The following is a 16,973-nucleotide window of genomic DNA, read 5'->3' as shown; positions in this document are numbered from 1 at the left end:
AATATGTATACAAATAAAGCAGATGTGATTGTCGGAATCCAGTGGGGAGACGAAGGCAAAGGCAAGATTGTTGATAAACTTGCAATGGAATATGATATGGTTTGTCGCTCCCAGGGCGGGCACAATGCGGGACATACGATTTGGGTGGACGGAGTCAAATATGCACTGCATCTCATTCCTTCGGGTGTTTTGAATCCAAAAGCCATCAATGTAGTGGGTAACGGTGTTGTTCTCTCTCCTGTTTCTATTATCAAAGAGATGGAGCAGTTTGAAAATCTTGAGGGACGTCTTTATATTTCAGATAAAGCACATCTCAATCTTGCATACCATGCAGAGATTGACCAGGCAAAAGAGAAGCTCAAAGGCGATAAAGCAATTGGAACAACAGGAAAAGGGATAGGACCTGCCTACTCTGACAAAATCAACCGCATCGGACATCGTGTGGGCGAACTGCTGGATCCTGAGAAGTTGTGTCAGACTATTTTGGACTATTTTGCGCTTAACAAGCCTATTTTTGATGTTATGGATCTGCATGCACCGAAAAAAGAGGAACTTTTGGCAGAGCTTAAAGGCTATAAAGAAAAGTTGGCACCTTATATTACGGATACAACACAGATGGTATGGCGGGCTCTGGACAGTGAAGGCAAACGTGTGTTGCTTGAGGGTGCACAGGGAACAATGCTTGATATTGACCACGGAACCTATCCGTATGTGACCTCTTCGTCTACCGTAAGTGCGGGAGCATGTACAGGTCTGGGTTTAAATGCCAAAGATATCGGGAAGGTGACAGGTATTGTAAAAGCCTACTGTACCCGTGTAGGCAACGGGCCTTTTCCGAGTGAAGACCTTGGTGAAGCCGGTAGACGTCTTGGTGAACAGGGGAATGAGTTTGGAACGACTACAGGCCGGGCAAGACGCTGTGGCTGGTTTGATGCGGTTGCAACCCGTTATGCAAGCCGTCTGAACGGATGTGACGAACTTGCACTGATGAAACTTGATGTTCTTGACGGTTTTGATGAGGTAAAAGTATGTGTTGCCTATGAATATAAGGGCAAGACTATAGATTATGTACCGATTGATCTGGAAAATGTCAAACCGGTTTACAAAACTTTTAAAGGCTGGGACAATTCAGTGGGCGTGAGAACTTTTGAAGAGTTGCCGGCATCTGCGCAGGATTATGTGAAACTTATTGAAGAGATAAGTAAAACAAAAGTCGGTATAATTTCTACATCACCGGAAAGAGAAGATACAATAATTTTATAAGGATACGCCGTGAAAACACGTTTTACCTCTTTGGTACATGTAAAGAAAAACATTATGCAAAAGAGTGAACGTGTTTTGCAAGAGGCAAATACAAACCTGCAAAAAGCAAAAAAAGCGCTGGAAGACTCTCTGGTGTTTTTGCAGGAAATTTCTCTCCCCTCACATGGAAAAATAGCAGAATTTATGGCAGGAAGGGCACTTTTGGATGCACAAAGAGCCGTGATACAGCATAACCAGGAATGGTTGCAATATGCAAAAAACGAAGTAGAACAGGCAAAAGAGGCATTGAAAAAAAACATGACAGAGTATGAAAAGTATAAATATTTAGAATATGAAGAGATAAAAAAAGCACTCAAAAAAATAAAAATCAAAGAGGCAAAAGATTTGGATGAAATTGCTCTAATGACCTATACAAACAAAAGCAAGGAAGCCTCTTGAGATATCTTTTACTTACAGCATTTCTCTGCTCTTCACTTTTTTCGATACAAAACAGTGACAAACTTTTTGAATGCACACAAATATTCAACGAAAGAAAAAATGAACTTTTGGTTGAACTTGAACGTATAGATGAGCAAAAACAGGCATTAAATGCCTTGAAAACGGCTACTGAAGAGTTATTGAAACAAAAAGAGGCAAAACTTTCTTTGAAAGAAGAGGAAGTGAATGCCAAACTGGAGCAGATCAGCGAAAAAGAGAAGAAAATAAAAGCAATGCTTGAAAAAGATGCGCAAATTCTCAAAGAGCTGAAATCGACAAAGATGAATAAAATATCGCAAACATTTGCAAAAATGAAAGCAGGGGCTGCGGCAAATGTACTCTCGGACATGGACGAAATAGAAGCAGTGGCTATTTTGCAGTCTCTCAAACCAAAAGTAGTAGGAAAAATATTAACCAAGATGGATCCAAAAAAAGCATCAAAGTTAACGCAACTATTAGCTAAATAATTGTAAAATACTTAAATTTAATTTATAAGCAGGCTGAATCTATGAAAATATCTCTTAAAACTATTCCCCATATCGCAAATAAAATTGCTGTTGATTTAAACAAAAGCGGTGCTGTTACAATGACAAAAGGGCTTGAAAATGTCGCACTTGAGGCACAGAAAGTATTGGAAGAGAATGTCAAGCAGGAGATGGCTCTTGAGAAAAAAGTAGATGAGATCTGTATGGACAATGAAGAAGAGATTGAGTTTATGCTTGCAGACGAGAGACAGCTTTTCTTTATGATTAAGAAAAAACTGGCTCCCGAATACGGGGTGATTCTGGATTATGAGGAGCGGTACTCGGATATATCGCACAAAATTCTTGATGAACTTTATGAAGAAGATTTGATTCATTTTGAAGTAACGGAAAATCGTATTAAAAATATTATTTACAATGCCATTACTTCTTTTATTGCGGATGCGTCGGAAATTGAAGATGCTGTAATGGACAAAATTCGTTCGTACAAGAGAAAATTTATTCCCGGAACAGATGAGTTTGACATCTTGCATGAAAAACTTTACAGAGAAGAATTAATGAAAAGAGGAATGGAGTAAGCGTATGAGTTATTCATTGAAAAAAGCCTGGATATATTTGGAGAACGGTACTTTTTTGGAAGCAAACAGTTTTGGTGCAGACAAAACAGAGGTCGGCGAAATCGTTTTTAATACCTCAATGAGCGGCTATCAGGAGATAATGAGTGATCCCTCGTATGCCGGACAGTTTGTTACTTTTACAATGCCGGAGATCGGAAATGTCGGTGTGAATGAGCAGGATATGGAGAGCGCCAAGGCGCATGCCAAGGGAATGATAGTGCGAAAATACCAGGGGCGTTATTCAAATTTTCGTGCACAAAACTCCTTGCATGATTTTTTGATTGAGAACAGTGTGATGGGTATTTGTGATATTGACACACGCTATCTGACAAAAATGCTCAGAAGCGAAGGTTCCATGATGATGGTTGCTTCAACACAAATAAGCGACAAAGAAGAGCTGAAACAGATTCTCCAAAACGCTCCCCGCATTGAAGATGTAAACTATATAGAACAGGTCAGCACAAAAGAGCCGTATCAGCATACTTCAAGCACTTTTTCATACAGAGCATTCAAGTATGACGAAGCACCAAAAGCAGAAGCAAAAATCGTTGTCATTGACTTTGGTGTCAAGCGTAATATTTTAAATGAACTTGTGAGTGCAGGCATCGAGGCAGAAGTCATCCCAAATGATTTTATAGCCGAAGACCTGATAGAAAAATATCATGCAAAATTAATTGACGGCGTCTTTTTGTCAAACGGTCCCGGAGATCCTCTGGTGCTTAAACGCGAACAGGAGCAGATTAAAAAGCTTATAGATGCAAAAGTGCCGATGTTTGGAATATGTCTGGGGCATCAACTGCTCTCAATTGCTCACGGGTATGATACTTTTAAATTAAAGTTCGGACATCACGGCGGCAACCATCCTGTCAAAAACGAAAAAACCGGACTGGTTGAGATTACAGCACAAAACCATAACTATAATGTTCCGGACACTATTACAGAGATTGCAGAGGTGACACATACAAATCTTTTTGACGGAACCATTGAAGGCTTACGTTATCATGAAGCGCCTGTATTTTCAGTCCAGCATCACCCGGAAGCTTCCCCCGGTCCCAAAGAGAGCCGCTATATATTCAGTGAGTTTTTATCTTTGATAAGAAGATAAAACTCTCTCTTTTCTCGTAATTTTCTTATAGCAAACACATAATTCCTAATTAATTGCTTCCTTTTAGAATGATATTAAAAAAAGTGTCATTTTTATGTCACTTTTAAGATAGATTAAACAAATCTATTGTTAATATACAAATGTTGATTAGTCTTTTGAGTGTATTTATACATTTAAAAGACTTAATTGCTTTGAATCTTAAGGAGGCTATATATGGAGAATCGTCCATTAGAGTACGACTATACGGTTGCAAAGATGTTCATGTTGACAACAATTGTTTTAGGAATTGTTGGCATGACCATCGGTGTATTTATTGCATTTGAACTTGCATTCCCGGGATTGAATACAATCTTTGGTGCTGGTTTGGCTGAATATACAAACTTTAGTCGTCTTCGTCCATTGCACACAGACAGTGTTGCATTTGGTTTTACAGTAAGTGGTATTTTTGCTACTTGGTTTTATGTTGGTCAGAGGGTACTGAAAGTATCTATGGCAGAATCAAAATTTTTGATGTTTATCGGTAAACTTCAATTTTGGTTATATGTTATCGGTGTTGCAGCAGCAGTTGTAACGCTTTTTATGGGCTATACATCTTCAAAAGAGTATGCAGAATTTGAATGGCCTATTGACATTGCCATTGTTGTTGTATGGGTACTGTGGGGTGTAAGTATTTTTGGTCTTATCGGTATTCGCCGTGAGAAAAGTTTATATATCTCTGTATGGTATTATATTGCTACATTCTTAGGTGTGGCTATGTTGTATCTTTTTAACAATATGGAAATACCTACAATGCTGGCAACTTCTGCTGCAGGTGAGACAAACATTGGTGATTGGTTCCATTCAATTTCAATGTATGCAGGTACAAATGATGCGCTTGTACAGTGGTGGTATGGACACAATGCGGTTGCATTTGTATTTACAGTGCCTATTATTGCTATGATTTACTACTTTTTACCAAAAGAGTCCGGACAGGCGATTTATTCATACAAATTGTCTTTACTATCATTTTGGGGTTTAATGTTTGTTTATCTTTGGGCAGGTGGTCACCACCTTCTTTATTCAACTGTTCCTGACTGGATGCAAACTATGGGTTCTATCTTCTCAGTAGTCTTGATTTTACCGTCTTGGGGTTCAGCGATCAATATGCTTTTGACAATGAAGGGTGAATGGCAACAGGTTGCAGCATCTCCATTGATTAAGTTTATGGTTCTTGCTTCAACTTTCTATATGTTCTCTACACTAGAAGGTCCTATCCAGGCGATTAAATCTGTTAATGCTATTGCACACTTTACTGACTGGATTGTCGGTCACGTACATGACGGTACTCTTGGTTGGGTCGGATTTATGATTATTGCTGCGCTTTACCATATGGCTCCGCGTGTATTCAAACGTGAACTGTATTCTAAAAGTCTTATGGCTGCACAATTCTGGATTCAAACTTTAGGTATCGTTCTTTACTTTACTTCTATGTGGATTGCAGGTATTACACAGGGTATGATGTGGCGTGCTCACGATGAGTTTGGAAACCTGGCATATTCATTTATGGATACTGTTGATGTATTGCATCCATACTACGCACTTCGCGGTACAGGTGGATTGTTATATCTTATCGGTTTCTTTATGTTTGCTTATAATATTTACAAAACTATGTCGTCTCGTCCTGTGGAAGAGTCTGAATTACAAAATGCTTCGCCTATGGGCGCTTAAGAAAGGGAGGATTATATTATGTTTCATTGGTTAGAAAAACACCCGTTCTTTTTTGCGGTAGGTGTATTTGTAGTAATTGCTTTTGCAGGTTTGATTGAAATCGTTCCAAACTTTGCACAGGCTTCTCGTCCTGTTATCGGAACTAAACCGATAAGTCTGTTAGAACAGGCCGGTCGTGATGTTTATATCAAAAACAGCTGTAATGCCTGTCATTCACAGCTGATTCGTCCGTTTAAAGCGGAGACTGACCGTTACGGTCACTACTCTTTAAGTGGAGAGTATGCGTATGACAGACCATTCCTTTGGGGTTCAAAAAGAACAGGTCCGGATTTACATAGAGTAGGAAATTACAGAACAACGGAGTGGCATGAAAACCACATGAAAGATCCAAAGTCTGTAATGCCTTCAAGTATTATGCCTGGTTATCCGTGGATGTTTGCAAATACTGCAGACATAGATACTGCGTATGCGACACAGTTGACAAATGCTCAGTTCTTTGGTGTACCGTATAACAAGCCTGTTCCTATGAAAGACGGCTCAACTACAGTAGTTAAAATGGCAGATTCTGTTGCTCAAGCACATGCTATGGCACTGGAAGAAGCGAAAAAAATTACAGCGAAAATGAAAGATCAAGACGTTAAAGATGCAGTGGCACGTGGTGAAATACCTGAAATAGTTGCATTAATTGCATATTTAAACAGTCTTAAATAGCAAAGGTGTATATAGTGGACTTTAATGAATTTGCAGCGTATGCGTACTTCTTTTTAATAGTATTTTTGGTTGTCGGGACATACTCTTATGTTTATCATCTTTATACAAAAAAGAAAGATGCTACCGGAGTTGATTATGAACACTATAGTAATATGGCACTGAAGGATGATATAGGGGATACTCCGGTAAAACCTGTATCAAAGACAGAAGAAAAATAGGAGAGATATATGAATAAGCTTTATCTTTGGGGAATTATCATAACTGTTGCAATGTTGGCTGCAACATATGTAACAGTTGGATACCAAAAAGGCGGTCTCAATGATGATATCGTCAATATGCTTGCTATTGCAGGGGCTGTGGCACTTGTAATAATTACAGTATTTGTGGTTATCAAGTATGTTCGTCAGATGCAGGTTGATCAGGCAACTGGTGAATTGGCAGATGAGTCATGGGACAACATAGGTGAATATAAAAACCCGGTACCTTTTGGTTGGGCAATTATGTTTTTAGGTACAATGATTTGGGGTATGTGGTATTTTACAATCGGGTATCCGGTAAATGCATTTTCTCAAATCGGTCAGTACAATGAAGAAGTTGCAGAAAAAAATGCTGAATTTGAAAAACAATATGCAAACATCAAAGGCGAGCAACTTGTAAATATGGGTGAATCAGTTTACCTTGTTGAGTGTGTTGCTTGTCACGGTTTGAATGCTGACGGCAATAATGAAGTTGATGCGGCAGATTTAAACCGCAGAATATCTGCTAAAAGTGTGAAGTATGTTATCAATCACGGTTCAAACAACAAACTTTTAGGAACAGAGATGCCGATGCCTGATAGAAACGGTCTTTTCAATGCAGCAACCGGTGCATTGATTACAGACAAAGAGATTGATGAAGTGGCTGATTATGTTGCAGGCGGATTAAAAGATGCAAACAGTGCAGGTGCGGCAGTATTTGCTAATGTATGTGCTGCATGTCACGGTCCTGACGGAAAAGGCATGGCATACGTTGCTCCGGATATTGCAACTTGGAATCAACAACTGATCATCAATGTTCTTGATAACGGTAAAACAGGGGCTATTGGTAAAATGCCAGCAATGGACAGACTGAACCCTAAACAAAAAGAAGCTATTGCAGCATATGTGATGAGCTTAAGTAAAGGAGAGTAGCATGAATGAAAATAGAAGTGTTTTTGCTCTTGACGGTGTAACGGGTATGCTGATTGCAACTGTTTTACTACTTAGCATATTGGCTTTTTTAAGTGTCAATGCTGTAAGTGTACAACATGCTCAAGCTGAAAACTTTTATAAGATAAAAGATGAAAAATCAATTAAGATGTTTAGTACTGAAAATGCTAAGCATGTTGTTGATGTGAAGTAAGGAGTTTAGAATGGAAAAAATTATTTCTTGGGGCCTTGTAATTATGGCTGCATATACTCTTTGGGCTGTTGTAACTCCAAATCATCTTTATGTTGGTTAGGAAGTTTATTTGAAACTTTTAAGAAGAGGGCTTTATGCCCTCACCCTCATACTGTTATTTCAAACACATTTATTTGCAGAGTATTTATATAAAGATGAAGTGATACACAACCCAAAATTCACGGAAGAGGTGGAAACCTTAGGGAGTACGCTTTATAAGAAAACAGGGATTTCTTTACGCCTGATGATGCTTAAAGAACTGCCAAAGAATATGACGATGTACGAATATGAAAAAAAAATATTATCGCAGTTTCAGGAACCGACAATATTGTTGACATTCTCTGAAATGAATTCGCAGGTAGATATAGAAGCAAATGATCAGTCTTTATATAAATATTTTGACAAAAAACAGGTACTGAGTCCGGTTACATCCTATGTACAGGCTTTTATGATGGCAGCCTTTTATGCAAAAAGCTGGGATGACTTTGTCAGCATTATGAGCAATACCGGAGGGACTATTTTGCCTCTTTTAGGCGGAAAAGCAAAAAAAGGAATGGTCGCAGACAAATATTCTGCGGCAATGTTTAACGGTTACCTGGATATAGCGCAGCAGATAGCAAAAGCCAAGGGTGTCAAGTTGGGACATGGATTTGACAGTGATGCAAATCAAACGTCTTTGTTTTATGTAAGAGTATTATTCTATGGTTTTATTTTATATGGTATAGTTATGCTTTTTAAAAGAAAAATTTATAAAATGAGGCATAAAAATGAGCATTATAAAAAGTGGTAGACTCTGGCCTTATGCAATAGGGCTGGCAATTACAGGTGTTTTTGGCTTATGCGTATGGACAATTATAGAAACAAGCAAGGCTGACATACAGCCGAGTGATGATTATATGACAAAATACCAGGATGCAGATGCAAATGCAAACAAACTTATCAAACAGAGAATAGCTTTTGACAAAGCATATAAACTGAAATTTGTTTCAGACAGAATTTCAGAAAATGGTTCGGATGTAAAGTATGCCCTCACTACAAAAGAGGGCAAAGCGGTCAAAGGCGCAAAAATGATTTTGGAAATCAGCCGTCCTGAAGTTGACACCTACACAAAAACGCTCAAAGATCCTGTGTTTGAAGAGGGTCTTTATGTATTTCATGATGTGAAATTTCCAAAAAAAGGTGTTTGGAATCTGTTGTTAAAAGTAGATGTCGGTGACAAGAGCAGATTTTATGCTATCAAAACTGATACCCGCATCATAAACGACAGAAGCATCCAGGAAGCTTCGCAGTACTAAATATGGAAGAGACAACCATAGTCCTTCCGACTGCCCGTGCTATTCGTCACGAGCAGCTTGCTGCACAAGAACAGACACTCTTTTTACCCAACTACATTACTATGAGCGATTTTATCGCCAGACTCACGCTTGTAAAAGGCTATAAATTTATAGATGATGAGAGCAGAATACTGCTTTTGCTTGAAGCGTCAGATTTTAAAGGCTTTGCAAACCTTCAGATCGAGCGGAATTTTTTTACCTTTACCAAAAATTCTTCGTATATCTTTAAATTTTATGAAGAACTGAGTGCAGAACTTTATGATATCAATCTACTCAGCAGTGCCGATGTCTATGCCGAGTATGAAGAGCATATTGTCATTTTGCAAGAACTTTACAAACGTTATGAAAAACTGTGCAATGAAAAAAAACTGCTTGACAGAATATTTTTGCCAAAGCTTTACGAATTTAACGAAGCGTATGCAAAAACACATCAAAATGTGACGATTTATTTAGACGGGCATCTGACAAACTTTGAGCTTGAACTGTTGCAAAAGGCAAAGTCGTTTATGTCTATAAAACTCCGTTTCTGGGCGACGCGCTTTAATGAAAAGATGCAAAACAAACTGGGCGAACTCGGGTTTGAACTGGAAGCCGGATTTATATATGAACTTGACTTTAACAACATAAAAACGCTCACAAAAGAAAAAATACCTACAGATTACAAGCTTACATGTAACAGTTTCAGCGAATCTCTTTTGCAGGTTGCCTTTGTACAGCAGAAAATCTATGAATTTGTACAAAAAGGATATAATCCCCAAAAAATTGCCGTCATTTTGCCCAATGAAACCGCAGCACCGATACTTAAAAGCTTTGATGAAAAGTGCAATCTGAACTTTGCAATGGGGGAGTCTTTTCGTCACTCCGGAGTTTATAAAAAAATCGAAGCAACATTAAATGCGATAGAACAGGACTCAAAAGAGAATGAGGCACGTATACAAAGAGTGGGAGATGAGCTTTTTTTGCTCTTGCACGGACTCTACTATAAAAAAGTTTCAGAGATTGATTTTATACAAAATATGCAGGAAGTGGCTGCTTTTTTTACCAATAGACAGGAGAAGAAAATATTGAACGAGGAGTTGCATAAAATAGAAAAACTTTTGCCTTTTATGCAGGATATGGGTGTAAAATCACTCTTGAATATTTTTATGCAGCGTCTGGCTTTGAGAACTGTGGATGATGTCCGTGGGGGCAAAGTGACGGTAATGGGAGTACTTGAGACAAGAAGTGTTCATTTTGATGCAGTAATTATTATAGATTTTGATGACAAAAATGTTCCAAAACGCAGTGATAAAGATATGTTTTTAAATACACAGATACGAAAAGCTGCCTCTTTGCCAACGATGGGAGACAGGGAAAGCCTGCAGAAACATTACTACCAAATGCTGATTTCACGCTCAAAAGAGGTGGCAATCGCCTATGTCAACTCAAGTGAGAGCAGCGGTTCAAGGTTTTTAAAACAACTCGGCATTACACAAAAAAATGAGTACAGAGAACTGGACTACGCTGAAATTCTCTTTCAAAAAAGAGAGGCAGGTTTTCAAAAAGAAGAAGAGATAATAGAGGAGTACAGTTTTAAAAATGTAGCGCTCTCTGCCAGCAGGCTCAAAACCTTCCTTACATGTAAGCGTAAATATTACTATAAATATATCCAACATATAAAAAACCATGAAATACCAAAAGATATGCCTCAGGAGTATGAAATAGGCAATGTCGTGCACAGTGCATTAAAAGCAGTCTATGAAAAGCAGAATTTTTATACGGATACCGAAAAGCTCAAAAAAGATATCAACAAAGCTCTGGATGATTTTTGCGGAGAGAGTGAGCTTGACAAGTATCTCGTTGAAATGCAAAAAAAACGTCTGGAGGCTTTTGCGGAGGCTGAAATAGAGCGGTTTAAAAAAGGCTGGAAAGTATTCAAAACAGAAGAACTTTTAGAAACGAATTTTGCAGGCATGAAAATTGTCGGTCAAATAGACAGAATAGATAAAAAAGAAAATCTTATCGAGGTGCTTGACTATAAAACAGGTACCTACATGCTTTACAATAAAAACAACTACACAGAGGCAACGGACTTTCAGCTTGAATTTTACGCTCTTTTGGCCGGCGGTTTTGGAAATGTTGAGCGTTGCGGTTTTTATGATTTGAAAGAGTCTCAAATCATCCCGGAAGCATTTTTGCAAGAAAAAACAGAAATATTAAAATCTCATATCAAAGATCTTCTTTCCATAGAGTCCGTCAACTTTGAAAAATGTGAAGAGACAAAGCCCTGCCAGTTTTGTGAATATGCCATCATGTGTAATAGAGATTAATTGTAAGTATAATGCAAAATATTATTTATGAATACAGTAAAATTGAAAATAAAGGTCTGAAAAGCCATATCATCAACACGCCTAAACTATATAAATATTTTAAACTTGATTGGAATGTTTTATAATCACGACAGTATTGTGGGATATTGAATTTTGGGGCATTATACATTTGTAAAAGAGTATTTTTATGCCGATGAAAAAAGTGCAGATGAAATAACGGAAGAGGTCTTGAGAGAAAATAATGGCTAAGTTTGTTATTTACAGAAATGCTATAATACACTTAAGAAAGCAAAAAAGAGGTATATTATTATGACAAAACGTGATGTACTTAATTATTTAAAAGAGCATTACCCCGAGTTCCATAAACAATATGCGGTTGAAAAAATTGGATTGTTCGGAAGTTATGCAAGAGATGAAGCAACACCGCAGAGTGATATAGATATTTTTGTAAAAATGAGACCTAATATGTTTGATATGATTGCAATAAAAGAGCAGATAGAAGAAGATTTGCATATAAAAGTGGATATTGTGCGTGAACATAAAAATATGAAACCTTTTTTCCTGGAAATGATTCAAAAAGATTTGATTTATGCTTAATGATAAACAAAGAATGATTTTATCCACACTTGATGATATACGAATATCATTAGAACTCATTATTCAAAGATGCCAAAAAATAAATTCGAGTGATGATTTTTTAGAAAACGATGAGGGACTTTTAAAACTTGATAGTATCTCAATGCGACTAATTGCTATTGGAGAGGGTTTTAAAAATATTGATAAATTGTCTGAGGGAAAAATATTGCCTCAGTATCCAAATATTCCGTGGAGACAGGTAAAGGGAGTGCGAGATGTTTTATCTCATCACTATTTTGATTTGGATGCGGAGGTAATATTTGAAATTTGTCAAAATGATATACACAATCTTTTAGAAGCAACTGTTGAAATAATAAAAGATCTTCATGTCTAAGTTTAAAAATAATCTTGCCTACGAAGCGAGTGCGGGGAGCGGGAAGACTTTTATGCTTGTTGTGCGCTATCTTTCTCTACTTTTTAAAGGTGCGGAGCCTGCGAAGGTTTTGGCTCTTACTTTTACAAATAAAGCGGCTGCCGAGATGAGTGAGCGGATTGTCGAGACACTGCAGGCATTGGAATCACGTATGGAATTGCATGAAATTGCCAAAGAGTGTGGGATGTCTGACAAAGAGATTTTGGCAAAACGGTCGCAGATTTTGGCCGAGTTTTTAAATGCACATACGAAGATTATGACGATAGACAGCTTTTTCGCTCAGATTTTGAGAAAATTTTCTCTGTATGCCTCTTTGATGCCCGATTTCTCAACGGCGAATGCCCAGCATGAAGTCAAACTGATGTCTCGTTTTTTAAAAGAAGTCAGTGTTGCCAACAAACGCAAGACACTTATCAATCTCTCTTTGGAATCAAACAAACGTGTCAGTGACATTTTTGCGCTGCTGGATGGTTTTTATCTTAAAAAAGAGGAACTTTCTCATCTGAAGTTTCAAAAAAAATCGATACAGGCGTATGAAGAGGAGGCGATGCAAGGGCTCTCTCTTTTGCAAAATATTGTAAAAAACTGCAAAGAGGCATCGGTGACACTGCAAAAAGCCGTTGTTGCCCAAAATTTTGAAGCACTCAAAGCAAAAACATGGGTCTATAAAGAGAGCCTGAACTACTGGGTCTTTAAAAAATGCTTCAGCCCTGCAATGGATGCAGCTCTGTTGCAAATTCAGCGTGCCGTACAGGCGCATGCAAAGGCAAAAGAGCAGAATTTTTTCTATGCTCTGAATGAACTTGTTGTACTTTACAAAAAGGCAAAAAAAGCACTCTATGTAGATGAGGGAGAACTCAGTTTTTCGGATGTGACGCTTCTGGTGTATGAGATTTTGCACCGTCTCAATGAGAGCGAATTTCTGTACTTTCGCCTCGATGCAACGATAGAACATATGCTGCTTGATGAATTCCAAGATACCAGCATATTGCAGTATGAGATTTTAAAACCGCTTATCACAGAGATAACTTCGGGTGCGGGTGTCTGCAGCGAGGGAAGTTTTTTCTTTGTGGGGGATGTTAAACAGTCTATTTACCGTTTTAGGGGAGGTGTGTCGGCTCTTTTTGGGGAGGTGGCAAAAGAACACCGCACCGAGGTAAAAAAACTTTTGACAAACTACCGTTCGCAAAAAGAGGTTATAGAGTTTGTCAACAGAGTCTTTGCGGATAAAATAAAAAACTACACTCCTCAGCTTGTTCGCAAAGAGGCACAGGGCGGTTTTGTCGAAGTGATTGCAGATGAGGAACTTTTGGATGCACTGGTTGAGCAGGTAAAGCGCTTGATAGATCTTGGCGCAGATGTGAATGACATTGCCGTTTTATGTGCGACCAACAGTGACGGACAGGTCATTAAAAACGTACTTGATGAACAAAATATAGAGGTTGTGACTGAGACAACCACAAAGCTTATCAACCAAAGAAGTGTCAAGGCTGTTTTGGAGTATTTGAAATATCTCTATTTCAGAGAAGAGATTTACAGACAGAACTTTTTTGCTTTGATAAATCAGGAGGTCAGGGCTGTTGCCACTGTAGATTTTAACAGTGTCAAGCTTGTAGATGTTGTGAAGAGATGTATAGAAGAGTACAGACTTTTTCAAGATGATTTTCATCTGATTCGCTTTTTGAATGCTGTATCCAAATATGCAGATATTGAAGCGCTTTTGTTTGAGTATGAAAGACTTGATACTTCTGCAGCAGCGGCTGATATCAGTGGAGTGAGGGTTTTAACGGTACATAAATCAAAAGGCCTGGAGTATGAGCATGTGATTGTCATGGACAGACTGAAAAAGGCTCCTGCTCCAAGAGATGCCATTATTTACAATTATGACGGCATCAAACTGCAAAATCTTTATCTGAGAACAAAAAACAGAGAGCTTATTGACCATGACTATGCCTATGCTCTTTCCAAAGAAAAAGAGCTTATACGAGAAGACAGTTTGAATGCCCTGTATGTTGCTTTTACAAGAGCAAGAGAAAACTTGATCATCCTTGCAAAACCAAAAGATTCCATATTTGCATTGCTGGATTTACAACCTCAAAGCTTCGGAGAACTGCGCTCTACATGTAAAGCCAAAAACATACCGCAGGTATATAAAAAACTTTCGTTTGAAAATATCTATTACGGAACACAGAGTGATTTGTTGGCATTAGAAAAACACAATGAAGAAGATTTGCAAGCCATTAATTTTGGAATTGCTTTGCACTATACTCTGGAGATGATGCAGGAGTTTACACAAGAAGCGCTTGCTTGTGCCAAAGATATGATGCTGAACAAATATGGCTTTATGCTCACAGAGTCAGAGATAGATGATATACAGCAGAGAATAGAGAGGCTTGTTGCTGCACCGGAGTTTTTGACTTTGACCCGGGGAGCATGCTATAAAGAAAAGGCTCTGCGCTATAAGAACAATCTGCGTTATCTTGATTTGTTGGTCAAACATGAAAAGGGAGAGTGGAGTGTGATAGACTACAAAAGTGCGATGCATTTTACCGAGGAACATCGCAAGCAGGTTCGATACTATGTAAAAGCAGTGAAAGAGATAACGGGAGATGAAGTGCGTGGCTATATCTGCTATATCTTGGAAGATACCGTTAAAATAGAGACCGTTTAAATGGGTAGAAGAGGTATTAAAAACAGGTCCTTGTGCAGAACCTGTTTTGCAGTTTAGACGATGACTGTTTTGATTTTTGCAATCAAATCGTCATTGCGTATAGGTTTCATTAAAAATCCATTTGCACCGCACCTGACTTCCGCGATAAGGCACACATTTTCAATTTTCAAAAATATCAAGGATTTGCTTCTGAATCGGTGATGGATTTATAGGCAGTAATTCATCATCAATTTTTAAAGCTGTAATATGTTCAATAATTTTTCTTAGTAATTTCTGCGAGAACTTAAATCTGACATCATGCAACTTTAATCTTCTTTCAAACTCTTTGTAAACTGCATATGATACAAACGAAATAAGTACATGTGCTTTTATTCTCTCCTCAACGCGATGGTATATTGGCCGAATGCGTAAATCTGTTTTTGAGATTCTAAAAGCTCTCTCAACATCATACTGATTCTGATAATGTGCTATAACATCATTGGCATTGAGTGAAAAATCATTTGTTGCAAACCCTTTAATACCATCAAGTCTTTCATCTTGCATTACTTTATTTGGGTTGAGTTTGTATTTAATACTGCACTTCTCATCTATATCCAAATATTTTGCATAATATGAAAGCTTTAAATCACTTTTTGTAATATTTTTCTTTGAGAGTTTTGCTTTGATTTTCTCTAACGCTTTCTCTCTTGTTCTTTTATCTTTTTTTGCTCTTTTGGAGGAGTAGGTAAGAATCAGTTTCTGTCTGATAGGGAGTTGCTGTTTATTGCCAAATTCATCTATATAATTTATCGTTTTATCTATATCAATGGTATGGATAGTCCCATCATCAATAAATGTCAAATTTGCAATTTGCTCTTTGAGTACATTGTCAATATTTTTGATTTTATAGGCAAGGATATATTTATAACCGTTATTCTCTAAAAAAGCAATATTTGCATGGGTGAGCATCCCTCTATCCGCAACTACTATCGGTTTTTCTTTGAGTTGAAACCGTGTTTGAAACTTTTGAAGTATATCGATAAGGGTATGCCCTTCATATTTATTTCCCTCGTATATTTCAAAGCTCAGTGGATACCCTTCTAGAGTTGTAAAAAGACCAAGGAGTATTTGGGGACGGGCAAGTTTTCCCTCTTTGGAAAAACCGATTCTTCTTAAATCATCTTCACTCTCACTTTCAAAGTAGAGTGTTGTTACATCATAGAAAGTTACAGTGATAGTTCCTGACATCACTTTTTGGGTGTGTTCAAATACACATTGCTCTATTTGTGTCTTTATCTCCTCTTGATAGATAGTATCCAAGAAGCGATAAATTGTATCTGTTGTCATCTCTTGATGTTTGAAGTAGTCCAAATAGTGTATCAGCTCCAATTTGCTGCCGGGGTAAAGTATTCTTGATATTACCAATGAGCGAAATAAAAACTGTTTTTCTGAAACTTTACGAATGGATGTTGTTTGTAACTTTTCAAAAACTTTATTACACCCTATATCATCAAACAATCTCCCAAATATTAACTCATCACCAATAGGTATAAAATCTTGTGTTGTATATTCTGCAAGCAGCTTTTTTAACAACTCTTTTTTACTGTTAGTTTGTAAAAAATAGAAAAGATTATACTCAAGTTCATCAATACGCCCCAGTGCTTTTTGGTAAAGTTGCTCAATCTCATCTGGATCTTTACTGCTACCCAAAGTTTCAACTACTTTATAGCCTCGATTGCTTCTGTCAACAATATGAATACTGATACTTCCACTGCTATTTTTCTTTTTTCTGACTTTTAATCTCATATAAAATGATAACAAATTCTATGAATATATTCCCGAGGCACACAAATCGTGCCTTTTTATCCTCTGAAAGTACCTATTTTACGA

Annotated in this window: 17 protein-coding genes; 16 read left to right on the top strand and 1 reads right to left on the bottom strand. The window is 37.6% G+C overall.

The genetic code is table 11. From position 1 onward, the window contains the following. Positions 1-3: 3 nt before the first annotated feature. The 16 genes from MLC52_RS11245 to MLC52_RS11170 all read left to right on the top strand — a co-directional run bounded on the left by MLC52_RS11245 (position 4) and on the right by MLC52_RS11170 (position 15,104). Positions 4-1,263: an adenylosuccinate synthase gene (locus MLC52_RS11245; RefSeq protein WP_434580505.1), complete on the top strand. Its 1,260-nt coding sequence runs from the start codon at positions 4-6 to the stop codon at positions 1,261-1,263. Positions 1,264-1,272: 9 nt separating this feature from the next. Beyond that, entirely contained in the window at positions 1,273-1,701 is a 429-nt protein-coding gene (locus MLC52_RS11240; RefSeq protein WP_434580503.1) for a flagellar export protein FliJ, read from the top strand. Further along, the gene (locus MLC52_RS11235; protein ID WP_151899415.1) at positions 1,698-2,207 is read left to right on the top strand and encodes a MotE family protein; all 510 of its coding nucleotides are present in this window, start codon (positions 1,698-1,700) and stop codon (positions 2,205-2,207) included. Before MLC52_RS11240 ends, MLC52_RS11235 begins: the two co-directional genes overlap by 4 nt. A 41-nt stretch (positions 2,208-2,248) precedes the next feature. Continuing rightward, the gene (locus MLC52_RS11230) at positions 2,249-2,800 is read left to right on the top strand and encodes a DUF507 family protein (RefSeq protein ID WP_151899416.1); all 552 of its coding nucleotides are present in this window, start codon (positions 2,249-2,251) and stop codon (positions 2,798-2,800) included. Positions 2,801-2,804: 4 nt separating this feature from the next. Continuing rightward, positions 2,805-3,944 carry a glutamine-hydrolyzing carbamoyl-phosphate synthase small subunit gene (gene carA / locus MLC52_RS11225; RefSeq protein ID WP_346389731.1) on the top strand — a complete coding sequence of 380 codons (1,140 nt, stop codon included), beginning with the start codon at positions 2,805-2,807 and terminating at the stop codon, positions 3,942-3,944. Positions 3,945-4,157: 213 nt separating this feature from the next. Next, entirely contained in the window at positions 4,158-5,651 is a 1,494-nt protein-coding gene (gene ccoN / locus MLC52_RS11220) for a cytochrome-c oxidase, cbb3-type subunit I (protein ID WP_346389730.1), read from the top strand. An 18-nt stretch (positions 5,652-5,669) separates the two neighbouring features. Further along, positions 5,670-6,362, top strand: coding sequence for a cytochrome-c oxidase, cbb3-type subunit II (gene ccoO, locus MLC52_RS11215; protein WP_346389729.1), 693 nt, complete (start codon positions 5,670-5,672; stop codon positions 6,360-6,362). Between the two features lie 14 nt (positions 6,363-6,376). Next, complete coding sequence (locus tag MLC52_RS11210) at positions 6,377-6,580, top strand: CcoQ/FixQ family Cbb3-type cytochrome c oxidase assembly chaperone (protein ID WP_346389728.1); 204 nt, start codon at positions 6,377-6,379, stop codon at positions 6,578-6,580. 9 nt (positions 6,581-6,589) lie between these two features. Continuing rightward, positions 6,590-7,531 (top strand): c-type cytochrome, encoded by a 942-nt coding sequence (locus MLC52_RS11205; protein WP_346389727.1) that lies wholly within the window; start codon positions 6,590-6,592, stop codon positions 7,529-7,531. 1 nt (position 7,532) lies between these two features. Then, a complete protein-coding gene (locus MLC52_RS11200; protein WP_346389726.1) occupies positions 7,533-7,742 on the top strand; it encodes a DUF4006 family protein in 210 nt (69 codons plus the stop codon). A gap of 109 nt (positions 7,743-7,851) precedes the next feature. Next, on the top strand, positions 7,852-8,571 hold the full coding sequence (locus tag MLC52_RS11195) for a 3-dehydroquinate dehydratase (RefSeq protein ID WP_151899422.1): 720 nt from the start codon (positions 7,852-7,854) through the stop codon (positions 8,569-8,571). Beyond that, complete coding sequence (locus MLC52_RS11190; protein WP_151899423.1) at positions 8,549-9,076, top strand: FixH family protein; 528 nt, start codon at positions 8,549-8,551, stop codon at positions 9,074-9,076. Before MLC52_RS11195 ends, MLC52_RS11190 begins: the two co-directional genes overlap by 23 nt. 2 nt (positions 9,077-9,078) lie before the next feature. After that, positions 9,079-11,424 carry a PD-(D/E)XK nuclease family protein gene (locus tag MLC52_RS11185; RefSeq protein ID WP_434580499.1) on the top strand — a complete coding sequence of 782 codons (2,346 nt, stop codon included), beginning with the start codon at positions 9,079-9,081 and terminating at the stop codon, positions 11,422-11,424. A 309-nt stretch (positions 11,425-11,733) separates the two neighbouring features. Continuing rightward, on the top strand, positions 11,734-12,021 hold the full coding sequence (locus tag MLC52_RS11180; RefSeq protein ID WP_151899425.1) for a nucleotidyltransferase family protein: 288 nt from the start codon (positions 11,734-11,736) through the stop codon (positions 12,019-12,021). After that, the gene (locus MLC52_RS11175; RefSeq protein ID WP_230973290.1) at positions 12,014-12,394 is read left to right on the top strand and encodes a HepT-like ribonuclease domain-containing protein; all 381 of its coding nucleotides are present in this window, start codon (positions 12,014-12,016) and stop codon (positions 12,392-12,394) included. Before MLC52_RS11180 ends, MLC52_RS11175 begins: the two co-directional genes overlap by 8 nt. Continuing rightward, a complete protein-coding gene (locus MLC52_RS11170; protein WP_434580498.1) occupies positions 12,387-15,104 on the top strand; it encodes a RecB-like helicase in 2,718 nt (905 codons plus the stop codon). Before MLC52_RS11175 ends, MLC52_RS11170 begins: the two co-directional genes overlap by 8 nt. 159 nt (positions 15,105-15,263) lie before the next feature. Here MLC52_RS11170 and MLC52_RS11165 read toward each other — a convergent pair whose 3' ends face one another. Then, on the bottom strand, positions 15,264-16,889 hold the full coding sequence (locus MLC52_RS11165; RefSeq protein ID WP_434580170.1) for an IS1634 family transposase: 1,626 nt from the start codon (positions 16,887-16,889) through the stop codon (positions 15,264-15,266). Positions 16,890-16,973 lie beyond the last annotated feature (84 nt).

The sequence above is a fragment of the Sulfurimonas sp. NW15 genome, from assembly GCF_051132285.1.
Lineage (GTDB): Bacteria > Campylobacterota > Campylobacteria > Campylobacterales > Sulfurimonadaceae > Sulfurimonas > Sulfurimonas hydrogeniphila.
This window is presented reverse-complemented; position numbering and strand designations above follow the sequence as displayed.